11 protein-coding genes and 1 tRNA gene are annotated in these 13,521 nt (G+C 64.1%); 6 read left to right on the top strand and 6 right to left on the bottom strand.

From position 1 onward, the window contains the following. Positions 1-143: 143 nt before the first annotated feature. A complete protein-coding gene (locus C7401_RS21185; RefSeq protein ID WP_244314954.1) occupies positions 144-1,160 on the top strand; it encodes a sensor domain-containing diguanylate cyclase in 1,017 nt (338 codons plus the stop codon). 15 nt (positions 1,161-1,175) lie between these two features. Here the strand turns inward: C7401_RS21185 and C7401_RS21180 are convergent, their stop codons facing one another. Both C7401_RS21180 and C7401_RS21170 read right to left on the bottom strand, forming a co-directional pair. Next, positions 1,176-2,234: a CAP domain-containing protein gene (locus tag C7401_RS21180; protein WP_146757964.1), complete on the bottom strand. Its 1,059-nt coding sequence runs from the start codon at positions 2,232-2,234 to the stop codon at positions 1,176-1,178. A 66-nt stretch (positions 2,235-2,300) separates the two neighbouring features. Next, positions 2,301-3,158, bottom strand: coding sequence for a hypothetical protein (locus C7401_RS21170; protein WP_146757963.1), 858 nt, complete (start codon positions 3,156-3,158; stop codon positions 2,301-2,303). A gap of 186 nt (positions 3,159-3,344) precedes the next feature. Between C7401_RS21170 and C7401_RS21165 the strand changes: the two genes are divergently transcribed. Then, on the top strand, positions 3,345-4,571 hold the full coding sequence (locus tag C7401_RS21165; protein ID WP_112173343.1) for a hypothetical protein: 1,227 nt from the start codon (positions 3,345-3,347) through the stop codon (positions 4,569-4,571). A gap of 90 nt (positions 4,572-4,661) precedes the next feature. Here the strand turns inward: C7401_RS21165 and C7401_RS21160 are convergent. The 4 genes from C7401_RS21160 to C7401_RS21145 form a co-directional block, all read right to left on the bottom strand. Further along, a tRNA-Met gene (locus C7401_RS21160) sits at positions 4,662-4,738 on the bottom strand. 70 nt (positions 4,739-4,808) lie between these two features. After that, positions 4,809-6,467, bottom strand: a complete 1,659-nt coding sequence (locus C7401_RS21155; protein WP_112173342.1) for an MFS transporter — start codon at positions 6,465-6,467, stop codon at positions 4,809-4,811. A 316-nt stretch (positions 6,468-6,783) separates the two neighbouring features. After that, positions 6,784-8,424: a sensor histidine kinase gene (locus C7401_RS21150; RefSeq protein WP_112173341.1), complete on the bottom strand. Its 1,641-nt coding sequence runs from the start codon at positions 8,422-8,424 to the stop codon at positions 6,784-6,786. Positions 8,425-8,436: 12 nt separating this feature from the next. Further along, a complete protein-coding gene (locus C7401_RS21145) occupies positions 8,437-9,195 on the bottom strand; it encodes a response regulator transcription factor (RefSeq protein ID WP_112173340.1) in 759 nt (252 codons plus the stop codon). A gap of 237 nt (positions 9,196-9,432) precedes the next feature. On the opposite strand from C7401_RS21145, the gene recA reads away from it, so the two are divergent. The 4 genes from recA to sucC all read left to right on the top strand — a co-directional run bounded on the left by recA (position 9,433) and on the right by sucC (position 13,505). Then, entirely contained in the window at positions 9,433-10,509 is a 1,077-nt protein-coding gene (gene recA / locus C7401_RS21140; protein ID WP_112173339.1) for a recombinase RecA, read from the top strand. Between the two features lie 167 nt (positions 10,510-10,676). Next, positions 10,677-11,474, top strand: a complete 798-nt coding sequence (recX, locus tag C7401_RS21135) for a recombination regulator RecX (protein ID WP_373864449.1) — start codon at positions 10,677-10,679, stop codon at positions 11,472-11,474. Between the two features lie 118 nt (positions 11,475-11,592). After that, a complete protein-coding gene (locus tag C7401_RS21130) occupies positions 11,593-12,288 on the top strand; it encodes a DUF2889 domain-containing protein (RefSeq protein WP_112173338.1) in 696 nt (231 codons plus the stop codon). A gap of 50 nt (positions 12,289-12,338) precedes the next feature. After that, the gene (sucC, locus tag C7401_RS21125) at positions 12,339-13,505 is read left to right on the top strand and encodes an ADP-forming succinate--CoA ligase subunit beta (protein WP_112173337.1); all 1,167 of its coding nucleotides are present in this window, start codon (positions 12,339-12,341) and stop codon (positions 13,503-13,505) included. Positions 13,506-13,521 lie beyond the last annotated feature (16 nt).

Below are 13,521 nucleotides of genomic sequence, written 5' to 3'. Positions count from 1 at the left end.
GCCAAAATGCCTACCGCAAACAGGGCGATTGAAACGTTTGCGTGAAGCTGATTCGCAATGTTTGCTATGCTTTAAGCCGATCTGACGGCACCTGGGCTTACAGCGCCGACAGGATGGCGAAGGCGAGGCAAACGGTTGAAGCGATGAAGAAAAACGAAGCGCAAGACACGCAACTGAACAACGCAACCCTGCTGGAAATCATCAAGGCGCAGTCGGATATCGCGAAACTGGGCCTCGATCTCGGCGGCGTGATGGCCTACGTGGCCGAGCGCACCGAGCGGCTCACGCGCGCGCAAGGCGCCGTGGTCGAGCTGGCCGAAGGCTCGGACATGGTGTATCGCGCGGCCTCGGGCAGTGTCGCGAATCTCCTTGGCATGCGGCTTGCGCGCGAAACGAGCCTCTCCGGCCAGTGCGTGCGCACGGGTGAAATCCTGCGCTGCGACGACTCCGAAACCGACGCGCGCGTGGATCGCGAAGCCTGCCGCCGCGCCGGTCTGCGCTCGATGATCGTCATGCCGCTCAAGCATCTCGAGACGACCGTCGGCGTGCTCAAGGTCATGAATGCCGAAGTCAACGCATTCGGCGACGAGGACATCCGCGTGCTTTCGCTGATGTCCGAGCTGATCGCGGCGGCCATGTTCCATGCCGCGCAGCACGAAACGAGCGAGCTTTATCTGCGTGCGACGCACGACGCGCTCACGGGCTTGCCCAATCGCGCGCTCTTTTACGATCGCCTGCGCCAGTCGGTGGATCTCGCCGTTCGCTCGGCGGGCGGACTCGGCGTGCTCAACCTCGACATGGACGGCCTGAAGCCCATCAACGACCTCCATGGCCATCGCGCCGGGGACGCTGCGATCCGCGAGACCGCCTCGCGCATCGCGCGCAACAGCCGCCGTGTCGACACGGCCGCGCGGGTGGGCGGCGACGAGTTCGCGATGATCCTGCCAGGCATCGCGGGGCGCAAGGACGCCGAAGCGTACAGCCGCCGGCTCGTGGAAACGGTGGGCGAGCCATTCGAATTCGAAGGCAAGCGCATCGATCTCGGTGTGAGCGTGGGCGTGGCCATCTTGCCGGAAGACGGCGTCGAGATGACGACGCTGATCGAATACGCCGATCGTTCGATGTACGAAATCAAGCGCGAGCGCAAGCGTATGCGCTAACCGGCGCGACCACGATTACTCAATCGTCACCTTCATACCCTGCGCGCCGCCGACCGCCTGCTTTTGCACGGCGGCGGCCGTCGCCGTCGTCCAGTTCCAGCTCACATTGAACGCCTGACCGTTCTTCGTTCCCGCGACCGTGGCCGTATAGGGCGTATTGGGCGTGAGTGGCTGGAAGGGCGTGCACATTGCCGCGCCGTGCAGGTCGCCGCCAATGCTCGCCGTTTGCGGATCGACTTCCTGGCAGGGCACGTCCGCGCCATTCGAGGCGATCCTGAACGAAGAGATGACGAGCGCGTCGCCGGTCGCGCCCTGGATCGTGACCGGATAGCCAACCGTGTTGCCAATGTAGTTGGGCACATCGTTCATCGGATTCGGGCTCTCGCTCGCGATCCACTGGTAAGGCGCGCCCGTCTGGCCGCTGTATGGGTACGCAACGAGTTGATTGCTCGCGAGACTGTTCGCGCTATCGGCGAAATCGACGTTGAGCGCGCTATACAGGTTCACCGCGCCCGCCTGATCGCTTGTGCCGTAGCCCACGCCGGCCAGCGCGAAGTCCGAAAGCATGACGATGCGGTGAAACGGCGCGTTGAAAAGCGTTTCGATGTCGTACAGGCTGTCCGGCAGCTGGTTCGACTGCACGGTGATGGTGACCTCGCCGGTATATGCCGTGGGATGCAGCGCCGCGATGCGCGTTTGCGGATCGACGCCCGTGAAGCCGGGCTGACCCGCCACCTCGTCGTGCCCTTGCGCGTCGTTCGCCACGAGGTAGTTCGCGTGATGCTGCGACGCGGTGGCCACGTTGGCGTCCTGCGCCAGCACGCGCAGGCCCATGGTCTCGCGGATCATGTTCAGGTATCCGAAGCTGTCGGCAATCGGGTTGCCCGTTTCGGCGTATGCCGCGATCGTTGCCGAGGTGGATGGCACGAGCGCAATGGCTGGGCTCGAAGAGGGCGTCGACGCGTTCGATGACGAGGAACCGCCGCTGCTGCCACTGCCGCCACCGCAAGCCGCAAGAAGACTCAGCAACACGGTGGAAGCCACGCGTTGCGAGGCGAAGAGATTGGCCTTCACGTTGTTCCCCGAATGATCGATGTCGTTGTGTTGTGCGCCAGCGTGCGACGCCTCGCGACGGCGCGTTTAGTCGAACAGCGGTTTGATCGCCTTGCCCTTGCCGTAGCCGACTTCATAGGCATCGACCTGCACGTTGACGTCGAGGCTGCTGCTCGTGGGCCAGGTCTGCGTGGCCACCGACTGCACGGTGCCGTAGAGGATCACGGGCACGGATGCAGCGCCGCCGTTTTCGCGCTGGATGCGCGATTCCACGGTCTTTGCCGCGTCCACGGAAACGGTCTTGTGGAACTCCTGATTGATGTTCCGGTTGAACTTGAGGTTGTAGCGGATCGTGCGATCGAGCCTTTTTTCGACGATCTTGCCGTCGGGCGTGACGCTCGTCGCGCTGTCCGTGAACGAGTAGCCCAGCATGTCGCCGTCGTGAAAGAGTGCCTGAATCACGTATTCGCCCTTGAGCGGATTGCCGGGCAGCAAGTCGCGCGAGGGCACCGTCTGGACGATGCGGATCTTCGCGGGTGCCGTGGCCGTGATTGTCAGGTCCTGGGCGTGCGCTTTCTGGAAGGTGTCCTTGTCGAACGGATTCGTGATGCTGGCGTAACCGGGAAACTTGATGGCCGCCAGTTGATCCGGGGTCGTGGTGCTCGAATTCTCGACGGCGTCGATGGTCGTCTTTTCGAAGTCTTTCCAGTCGTCGGCCGTGAAGTCGGTCAACTGCATGAAGACGGTGCGCGTGTACGCGCTCCTGTCGATGACGGGCGCGGCGTTGGCATCCGCAGCCGACGCTGGCTGTGCTGCCGCTTGCGTCTGGGGCGCGGCGCTGTTGCTGGTGGCGCTCGTGGATTTTGCAGCCGTGTCGTCCTGCTTGCCGCATGCGGCGAGAAGCAAGGCGGCGACGGAAATTGTGGCGAGGTAGTGTTTATGCATGGCGATCGTTCCGGCTATCAGGGCGAAGTGACTGGCGAAGCTGCGTTCGTCGTGCCAGTGTGTCGCGTCGGCCATCGAATGGCATCGTCAAAAGCGCTGAGAGCGGCTCATCAAAAGTGATGATTCGTTCGCTGGGGATCGCGGATACGCTTCCCATAAAAAGCAGCCGTGTAAGAGGTCGGGGTGATGGTTCAGCAAAAAGGCGCGGTCGGGGATCTCGGCCTGTGGGATGAGCTCGTGGGTGAGCTGTACGAGTCCGTCCTCAATCCGGGCGGTCTGCAAGACACCGTCAAGCGCATCGACCGCTGGATCGGTTCGAGCTTTTGTCATTTGATGGCCTGGGACGATCGCAACGACCGTCACCACTTCTCGATCCTCACCGATCACTCATTTCTCGGCGAAGCCGCCAAATACGAGCAGTATTACGGCAGCATCGACCCGCGCCGCCAGTACAGCACGCACCAGCCGCCGGGCACCGTGTTCGCGTGCCACGATCACTTCGACGACTCGTTCGTGAGCCGCGACGAGTTCTACCAGGACCTGATCATTCCGATGGGCGCGCGCTACATCCTGAACGCGTGCATCCTGCGCGAGAGCGGTATCTCCGCGTATATCGCGTTCAACCACACGAGCGGCCACGGCCATTTTTCCGCGGAGCAGAAGCAGGCGGTGACGCGTCTCGTGCCGCACATGCAGCGCACGCTGCGCATCGCCATGCGCAACGAGCGCTTTCGTGCGGGCCTCTTTGCCGGCGAAGCCGGGCTCGACGCGCTCGAACAGGCCGTTTTCACGGTCGATGCGAACGACGGGATCATCTTCCTGAACCGCTCGGCGCAGGCGCTCCTCAAGGGGCAGACGTGGGTGAAGGCGCGTGGGCGGCAACTCGTGGCGTGCGCGTTCGGCGACGCCGCGAAGCTCTCGGCGGTATTCGCGCGCGTGCGCCTTTCGCGCCAGCCGGAAACGCTCGCGTTGCATGGCGGCAGCGATGTGCAGCGCGCGCCCGAATCGACGCAGCTCGTGACGGTGTTGCCGGTGGCGCCGGAGCAGCTCGTGCGCCCGGTGTCGAGCGTGACGGGCAGCCTGTTCGACGATGCCAGGCCCGACGCTGGCGGCGACCCCGCGAGTTTTCCGTTCGTGCTGGGCGGCGCGGAGCTGGTCGTGCTGATCACGCCGCAACGGCGCAAATCGACCATTTCCGCAGGCTCGCTCAAGGCGGTGTTCGGACTCACGCCGGCGGAAGCGCGCCTCGCGCATGAGCTGGCGAAGGGCGTGAGCGTGGACGAGTACTCGGCCGCCGCGGCGATCAGCGTGGCCACGGCGCGCACGCAGTTGCGCTCGATCCTCGCGAAAACGGGGGAACGGCGTTTGCAGGATCTGGTGCGGATGCTCTCTACGCTGCCTTCGCGGGGGTAGGGAAGGGCGGCGTGCGCCGGGAAGGGCGCGCCCGGCGTTTCAAAACAAAAAAGCCGCTGTCCTTGTGGGACAGCGGCTTTTTCTTGCAACTGGTGGCGAATCAGGGATTCGAACCCCGGACCTGCGGATTATGATTCCGTCGCTCTAACCGGCTGAGCTAATTCGCCGAAGAAGAGAATTATGCCTGCCCACCCTAGGGCCGTCAACCCCCTTCTTCATCTTTTTTCAAACCGCGGCTCAATCCTGCGCATAAATATCCGAGTCCTTGGTTTCCTTCACGAACAGCATGCCGATCACGAAGGTCACCAGCGCGATGATGATCGGATACCAGAGGCCCGAATAGATGTCGCCTCGCGCCGCCACGATGGCGAAGGCCGTTGCCGGCAGGAAGCCGCCGAACCAGCCGTTGCCGATGTGATACGGCAGCGACATCGACGTGTAGCGGATGCGCGTCGGGAACATCTCCACCAGCATCGCCGCGATCGGGCCGTACACCATGGTCACGAAGATCACGAGGATCGTCAGCATCACCACCGTCATCGGCCAGTTGAGCTGCGCCGGGTCGGCCTTGAGCGGATAGCCCGCCGCCTTGAGCGTTGCCGCGAGCGTCTTCTCGAACGTCGCGCCCGCTTCCTTGGCGCCGGCTGCCCGGCCATCAAACGTGTCGATGGTCGTATCGCCCACCTTGATCTGCGCGAGCGTGCCGGCCGGGGCCGCCACGTTCTCGTAGTTCAGGCCGGCCTTCGAGAGCGCACTCTTCGCAATGTCGCACGAGCTTGTGAACTTCGAGGTGCCCACCGGGTTGAACTGGAACGAACACTCGTCCGGATTCGCGATCACGACGATCGGTGCGCGTGCGGTCGCCGCTTCGAGCGCCGGGTTCGCGTAGTGCGTAATCGCCTTGAAGATCGGGAAGTAGGTGAGCGCCGCGATCAGGCAGCCGGCCATGATGATGGGCTTGCGGCCGATCTTGTCCGAGAGCGCGCCGAAGAACAGGAAGAACGGCGTGCCGATCAGGAGCGCCACCGCGATCAGGATGTTGGCGCTCGCGCCGTCCACCTTGAGCGTTTGCGTGAGGAAGAAGAGTGCGTAGAACTGGCCCGTGTACCAGACCACGGCCTGGCCGGCGGTCACGCCGAAGAGGGCGAGCAGCACGACCTTGAGGTTCTTCCACTGGCCGAAGGCTTCCTTGATCGGCGCCTTCGAGATCTTGCCTTCCGCCTTGATGCGCTTGAATGCCGGCGATTCGTCGAGTTGCAGGCGGATCCACACCGAAATCGCCAGCAGCAGGATTGAGGCGATGAACGGAATGCGCCATGCCCATGCGCCGAACTGCTCTTCGCCCACGAAGGTGCGCACGCCGAGGATCACGAGCAGCGACAGGAACAGGCCGAGCGTGGCGGTCGTCTGGATCCAGGCGGTGTAGAAGCCGCGGCGTCCGGCCGGTGCGTGTTCCGCGACGTAGGTCGCGGCGCCGCCGTACTCGCCGCCGAGCGCGAGGCCCTGCAAGAGACGCATGCCGATGAAGATCACCGGCGAGGCAATGCCGATCGACGCGTAGCCTGGCAGGAAGCCGACCACGAAGGTCGACACACCCATGATGACGATCGTAACGAGGAACGTGTGCTTGCGGCCCACGAGGTCGCCGAGGCGCCCGAAGACGATCGCGCCGAACGGGCGCACCGCGAAGCCCGCGGCGAAGCCGAGCAGCGTGAAGATGAAGCCGGCTGTGGGATTGACGCCGGAAAAGAAGCTCTTGCTGATGAAGGCCGCGAGTGAGCCTGCCAGGTAAAAGTCGTACCACTCGAACACGGTGCCGAGCGACGACGCGAAGATCACGCGTTTTTCGTCGCTGGTCATCGGCGCGTGCGAGACTTGTCCGCCAACGGTTGCCATATGTGTCTCCAATATTGATATGCGTGTGGTCCGGCGGGCGACGCTTCGACCGGCGGTCCTGCGAAGCATTATTGGAATGGAAACTTACGGGCTTCTGACGCGAGTGCGAGTTTCTGATCAGGCTGTGAGAATGGGGTTCGATCGTCTATTGTCGGTCAAGATCGCATAGATTCGTTTATTTATGCGGTAACGTCTTTCAACGTCATTGTCTGGCGGCGTGTGGAGCGGGCTGGCTAAGGGTAAGTCCCATCCCGGTTTTCTGACCCGATCCGTCAGTTTCGCGGCGGATTCACCGCTTGCGCAGCGCTCGCGCGGTTCAGGCGCGTGCGCGCAGGCGCAATGTCACGCGCACGAGCGTGCCCGTCAGGCGCGGCGTTTCCTGGTAGACGTGGTCTTCGATGGCGAGCGTGCCGCCATGCATCGTGGCGATTTCGCGCACGATCGCGAGACCCAGCCCGCTGCCTTCGCCGTCGCGCCCGAGAATGCGGTAGAAGCGCTCGATCACGCGCTCGCGCTCGGCGGCCGGAATGCCGATGCCGGTGTCCTCCACTTCGAGGTGGACCACGCCGGCCGTGGGCTCGGGCCGCACGCGCACGGTGATGCGCCCGCCCGCGGGCGTGTAGCGGATCGCGTTGTCGATGAGGTTCGAGAGCATCTCGCGCAGCATCACGGGGTTGCCGTCCACTTCGATACGCGCGTTTTCTTCTTCGCCGCTTTCCTCGCCGCCATACGCCGTTTCCGGGCCTTCGTAGCCCAGGTCCATCTGCTTGGCGAGCGCCGGCTGCACCCAGTCGCGCACCGCGTGGCGCGCCACGTCCGCGACGTCCACCGGTGTGAAGATCTGGCCGGTCATGCGGTTTTCCGCCCGCGCGAGCGCGAGCAACTGCGTGACGAGCCGCGCGGCGTGCTCGGAACTCGTTGCGATCTGCTCGAGCGAGCGGTGCACCTCGGCGGGCGCGTCCTGGCGCAGCGCGAGCTCGGCCTGGGTGCGCAGGCCCGCGAGCGGGGTTTTCATCTGATGAGCGGCGTCGGCGATGAAGCGCTTTTGCAGCTCCATGTTCTGTTCGAGCCGCGTGAGCAGGTCGTTGAACGAGGTGACGAGCGGTTCGATCTCGGGCGGCGCGCGACGCGCTTCGAGCGGCGAGAGGTCGTCGGGGCGGCGCATGCGGATATTCGATTGCAGCGCGTGCAGGGGCGCAAGGCCGCGCGAGAGTCCGAACCACACGAGCAGAATGGCAAGCGGCAGGATCACGAACTGCGGCAGGATCACGCCCTTGATGATGTCGTTGGCGAGCTGGCGGCGCTTGTCGAGCGTTTCGGCCACCTGCACGAGCACGGGTTGACCTTGCCGGTCGGCGGCGCCCGGATGCGTCGGCTCCACCGTCGTATAGGCGACGCGGATGTCGATGCCGTGCAGCGTGTCGTCGCGAAACTCCACGACACCTGGCGGCGGGCGGTCGTCGTCGTGCGGCAGCGGCATGTCGCGGTCGCCGCCCACCAGTTCGCCGCGGCTGCCCAGCACCTGGTAGTACACGCTGTCCACATTGTCGGCGCGCAGGAAGTCGCGCGTGGAGGCGGGCAGCGTCAGCTCGGCCACGCCGTTGACCGGATGGATCTGGCGCGCGAGCACGTAGGCGTCGGTTTCGAGTGCGCGGTCGAAGGGGCCGTTGGCGATGGACTTCGCCACGAGATAGGTGACCGCGATGCTCATCGGCCAGAGCAGCAGCAGCGGCGCGAGCATCCAGTCGAGAATTTCGCCGAAGAGCGAGCGCGGGCGCGCCTCGGCAACGGCTTCGGTTTCGTCGGGCGGGGCGAACGGGTTGGCGTAGCGGGCGTCGCGCGCTTCGTCGTCGAGGGCGTCGGCGCCGGATGCCGAGGCGCCCGACGCGTCTTCACCGGCAGCGCCCGCGGCGCCGTGGGGCGGCGCGGAGCGCGCGGCGGCAGGACGCCCGGCCATCGTCGCTCCCTCTTACTTGAAGTAGTGGCTGGCGGGCATGGCCGGCGCAGCCTCGGGCGCGGCGGCCGCGGCGCGCGACGGGGCTGCGCCGGTCTGCGCTTCCTTCGCTTCTTTTTCGAGGCAGTAGCCGAGCCCGCGCACGGTCACGATGCGCACGCCGCCCGCTTCGAGTTTTTTGCGCAGCCGGTGCACGTAGACTTCGATCGCGTTGTTGCTGACTTCCTCGCCCCATTCGCACAGGTGATCGACGAGCTGTTCCTTCGAAACGAGCCGCCCGATGCGCTGGAGCAGCACTTCGAGCACGCCGAGTTCGCGCGCCGAAAGATCGAGCACCTGGTCGTGGATGCGCGCGATGCGACCGACCTGGTCGAACGACAGCGCCCCGTGATGCACCATGGTCGGCCCGCCGCCCGCGCCGCGCCGCGTGAGGGCGCGCACGCGCGCTTCGAGCTCGTTGAGCGCGAAGGGCTTGGCCATGTAGTCGTCGGCGCCGAGGTCGAGGCCTTTCACGCGCTCGTCCACGCTGTCGGCGGCGGTGAGGATCAGCACGGGCAGGTTGGAATTGCGCGCGCGCAAACGGCGCAGCACTTCGAGGCCCGGCATTTTCGGCAGGCCCAGATCGAGGATTAAAAGGTCGAACGACTGCATCGACAAGGCCGTATCGGCATCCACGCCGCTACGCACGTGATCAACGGCATAGCCCGATTGGCGGAGTGATCGGACGAGCCCGTCCGCGAGTATGCTGTCGTCTTCGGCAATGAGGATTCGCATGTTGCGCCAGCGTCGCCTTCGAGCTCTGGTGAGCCTCGTAGCGCCCGCGCCGCACCGTACCTTTGAAGGCGCGGCCAGCCGACGCGGGGCGGTCTCCCGAAATTCACGGTTCTGGTTAGCCGGAAGGGCTTGCCAAAACCACTGTTTTTTTATACAGTGTCTGCGTTCGTGTGCATTAGCCCGAATAAGGCGTGCGCATGGTCACGAGACGCCGTTCATCATAGCAAAGGACGATTCATGGAAGATAGCAAGAAAGGCTCGGCTGGGCTGACTGCTGAAAAGAGCAAGGCGCTGGCCGCCGCGCTCGCGCAGATCGAAAAGCAGTTCGGCAAAGGGTCGATCATGCGACTCGGCGACGGCGACGCGGTCGAGGACATCCAGGTGGTCTCCACCGGTTCGCTCGGTCTCGACATCGCACTCGGCGTGGGCGGTCTGCCGCGCGGCCGCGTGGTCGAGATCTACGGTCCGGAATCGTCGGGCAAGACCACGCTCACGCTGCAAGTGATCGCCGAATTGCAGAAGATCGGCGGCACGGCGGCGTTCATCGACGCGGAACACGCGCTCGACGTGCAATACGCTTCCAAGCTCGGCGTGAACGTGCCTGAACTGCTCATCTCGCAGCCGGACACGGGCGAGCAGGCGCTCGAAATCGCCGACGCACTCGTGCGCTCGGGCTCGATCGACATGATCGTGATCGACTCGGTCGCGGCGCTCGTGCCGAAGGCCGAAATCGAAGGCGAAATGGGCGACTCGCTGCCGGGTCTGCAAGCGCGTCTGATGTCGCAGGCGCTGCGCAAGCTCACCGGCACGATCAAGAAGACGAACTGCATGGTGATCTTCATCAACCAGATTCGCATGAAGATCGGCGTGATGTTCGGCAACCCGGAAACCACCACGGGTGGCAACGCGCTCAAGTTCTACGCATCGGTGCGTCTGGACATTCGCCGTATCGGCTCGATCAAGAAGAACGACGAAGTCATCGGCAGCGAAACGCGCGTGAAGGTCGTGAAGAACAAGGTTGCGCCGCCGTTCCGCGAAGCCGTGTTCGACATTCTTTACGGCGAAGGCATTTCGCGTCAGGGCGAAGTCATCGACCTCGGCGTGCAGGCCAAGATCGTCGACAAGGCAGGTGCGTGGTACAGCTATAACGGCGAGCGCATTGGCCAGGGCAAGGACAACGCACGCGAATTCCTGCGTGAGAATCCGGACATCGCCCGTGAGATCGAAAACCGTATTCGCGAATCGCTCGGCGTGAGTGCGATGCCCGACGGCGTCAAAGACTCCGGCGAAGTCGAGATCGCTGACGAAGAGTAAGTTCTCCAGGCTCTCGTAGACAAGGCAAGCTGATGCGCAAGGGCGGGTCTGCTTCGGCGCCGCCGTCCCCGGCGGCGTCTTCGACGTCCTCCACGTCCTCGCAGTCTGGCGAGCAGGCGAACTTGCGTGCCGAATCACGAATTTCGCCTTCGTCGGCATCGTCGCCGATGTCTACGATGTCGCGAACAGCCGGTTCAAGCCGCGACGCCCATGCGGGCGATCGCGGCTTTGCGCATTCTGGCGCGGCCGACTCTTCGCCCGCCGATCTCAGCGACGATGGCGGCGCAGTCTTCGAAGTGCCGTTCGAAGCCTTCTTTGGCGCGGGCGACGAAGCCTCGTCGAGCCCGCCATTCGATTCTTCCTCGCAGACATCGCTGAAAAAGCGGCTGTATGCACCGACCGCCGAGCCGGACGAGGCTGCCGAACCCCAAGGCGACCGCTACGAGCGCAGCACCGTCACGCGCGCTGCCCGGCAAAGCGCGCGCGAAAAATCATCGGCAGCCAGACAGCGCCCCGAGCGCTCGCTCAAAGGTCGCGCGCTTGGCTATCTCTCGCGCCGCGAATACAGCCGCGCGGAACTTTCGCGCAAGCTCATGCCGTACACCGAAGACGCCGACGCACTCGAAGTGCTGCTCGATTCGCTCGAACGCGAAGGCTGGCTCTCCGACGCCCGCTTTGCCGAAAGCGTCGTGCACCGTCGCGCCGCGCGCGTGGGGGCAGGGCGTATCGTGAGCGAACTCAAGCGCCACGCCGTGGGCGAGACGCTCATCGAAGAGGTCAGCACGCAACTGCGCGAGACCGAACTCGTGCGCGCCCGCGCCGTCTGGCAAAAGAAGTACGGCCAGTTGCCCGAAACGCCCGCCGAGCGCGCGCGCCAGGCGCGCTTTCTCGCGGCGCGCGGATTCTCGATGTCGATCATCGGCAAGATCCTCAAGGGGATTGAGGACGACTGGTCCGATAATTGAGTCAACCGTCTCGAAAAGCCGTGCACGCTTGACCATGAGCGGCCTGTGTGTTCCCGGCTGTCTCAAATACCCGGTATGTTAAAATCACGAGGTTTTCCAATCCGGTCTTACCTTTAGCATGCCGCTTCCTCCGCCCGTGCCCCGCCAGTTGCGCCACCAGCGCGCCATCCGGGCGGTTGCGTATGAGCGCGAAGACGGCCTGTGGGACATCGACGCGTGCCTGACCGACCACAAGCCACGCGACGTGCCGCTCGCCGCCGGTGTCCGGCCCAATGGTCTGCCGATCCATGAACTCTGGCTGCGCATTACGATCGATCGCAAGCTCAACGTCGTCGACGCAGAAGCGTCGTCCGACTGGGTGCCTTATGACGGTCAGTGCCAGAACGCTCATCCTGCCTATCGGGCCCTTATCGGGCTCAATCTCCTCCAGAACTTCCGCCGCGAAGCGGGCCGGCTCCTCGCCGGCACGGTCGGCTGCACGCATCTCACAGAAATGTTGGGCGTATTGCCGACCACTGCAATCCAGGCGTTCGTCGGAGAGGTGTGGGATACATCGAATGGCTCGCCGGGCGAAGAGCCCGGACCGGAACACGGCAAGACCGCCGGAGGCAATGAGGCCGCCGGTGAAAAGCCGCCCTTCCAGCTTGGCCGCTGCCATGCGCTGCGGTTCGACGGGGAGGCGGTGAAGCAGTTTTATCCGCGCTGGTATGGCCATGTGCCGCGTTCAATAGAGCGCGGTGCTGAAGTCGCCAGCGTGCGCGAGGGCAGGAACCCGGGCCAAGAGGGCAGGGCCGACGCCACCGCGCATGAATAAGAACAGCGGAATCGAAGTTCACTCCAACTCTCAGACTGAAGGAATCACGCATGAAGATTCACGAGTACCAGGGTAAGGAAATCCTGCGGAAATTCGGAGTCGCCGTCCCGCGCGGCATCCCGGTGTTTTCGGTGGATGACGCGGTCAAGGCCGCTGAAGAGCTCGGCGGCCCGGTTTGGGTTGTCAAGGCGCAGATCCACGCGGGTGGCCGCGGTAAGGGCGGCGGCGTGAAGGTTGCCAAGACGCTGGAGCAGGTCCGCGAATACGCGAACCAGATCCTCGGCATGCAGCTCGTCACGCACCAGACCGGTCCGGAAGGCCAGAAGGTCAACCGTCTGCTGATCGAAGAAGGCGCGGACATCAAGCAAGAGCTGTATGTCAGCCTCGTCGTTGATCGCGTGTCGCAAAAGATCGTTCTGATGGGTTCGAGCGAAGGCGGCATGGACATCGAAGAAGTTGCCGAAAAGCACCCGGAACTGATCCACAAGGTCATCGTTGAGCCGTCGACGGGTCTGCTCGACGCCCAGGCCGACGACCTCGCCGCGAAGATCGGTGTGCCCGCTGCTTCGATTCCGCAAGCCCGCACGATCCTGCAAGGCCTGTACAAGGCATTCTGGGAAACGGACGCATCGCTGGCTGAAATCAACCCGCTGAACGTATCCGGCGACGGCAAGGTGATCGCGCTCGACGCGAAGTTCAACTTCGACTCCAACGCGCTGGCCCGTCATCCGGAAATCGTCGCTTACCGCGACCTGGACGAAGAAGATCCGGCTGAAGTCGAAGCCTCGAAATTCGACCTCGCGTACATCTCGCTCGACGGCAACATCGGCTGTCTGGTGAACGGCGCAGGCCTCGCGATGGCCACGATGGACACCATCAAGCTGTTCGGCGGCGAGCCGGCGAACTTCCTGGACGTGGGCGGTGGCGCCACGACCGAGAAGGTCACCGAAGCGTTCAAGCTCATGCTCAAGAACCCGGGCCTGAAGGCGATCCTCGTGAACATCTTCGGCGGCATCATGCGCTGCGACGTGATCGCGGAAGGCGTGATCGCCGGTTCGAAGGCCGTGAACCTGAACGTGCCGCTCGTCGTGCGCATGAAGGGCACGAACGAGGACCTCGGCAAGAAGATGCTGGCCGAATCGGGCCTGCCGATCATCTCGGCAGACAGCATGGAAGAAGCTGCGCAGAAGGTTGTCGCGGCTGCCGAAGGCAAGTAATTTTCACCGGACACGA

The organism is Paraburkholderia unamae (assembly GCF_003268775.1).
Taxonomy (GTDB): domain Bacteria; phylum Pseudomonadota; class Gammaproteobacteria; order Burkholderiales; family Burkholderiaceae; genus Paraburkholderia; species Paraburkholderia unamae.
This window is presented reverse-complemented; position numbering and strand designations above follow the sequence as displayed.

Coding starts and splice junctions, on each gene's coding strand:
- C7401_RS21185 (WP_244314954.1), top strand. CDS start 144: ATGAAGAAAAACGAAGCGCAAGACACGCAACTGAACAACGCAACCCTG.
- C7401_RS21170 (WP_146757963.1), bottom strand. CDS start 3,158: ATGCATAAACACTACCTCGCCACAATTTCCGTCGCCGCCTTGCTTCTC.
- C7401_RS21165 (WP_112173343.1), top strand. CDS start 3,345: ATGGTTCAGCAAAAAGGCGCGGTCGGGGATCTCGGCCTGTGGGATGAG.
- C7401_RS21155 (WP_112173342.1), bottom strand. CDS start 6,467: ATGGCAACCGTTGGCGGACAAGTCTCGCACGCGCCGATGACCAGCGAC.
- C7401_RS21150 (WP_112173341.1), bottom strand. CDS start 8,424: ATGGCCGGGCGTCCTGCCGCCGCGCGCTCCGCGCCGCCCCACGGCGCC.
- C7401_RS21145 (WP_112173340.1), bottom strand. CDS start 9,195: ATGCGAATCCTCATTGCCGAAGACGACAGCATACTCGCGGACGGGCTC.
- recA (WP_112173339.1), top strand. CDS start 9,433: ATGGAAGATAGCAAGAAAGGCTCGGCTGGGCTGACTGCTGAAAAGAGC.
- recX (WP_373864449.1), top strand. CDS start 10,677: ATGTCTACGATGTCGCGAACAGCCGGTTCAAGCCGCGACGCCCATGCG.
- C7401_RS21130 (WP_112173338.1), top strand. CDS start 11,593: ATGCCGCTTCCTCCGCCCGTGCCCCGCCAGTTGCGCCACCAGCGCGCC.
- sucC (WP_112173337.1), top strand. CDS start 12,339: ATGAAGATTCACGAGTACCAGGGTAAGGAAATCCTGCGGAAATTCGGA.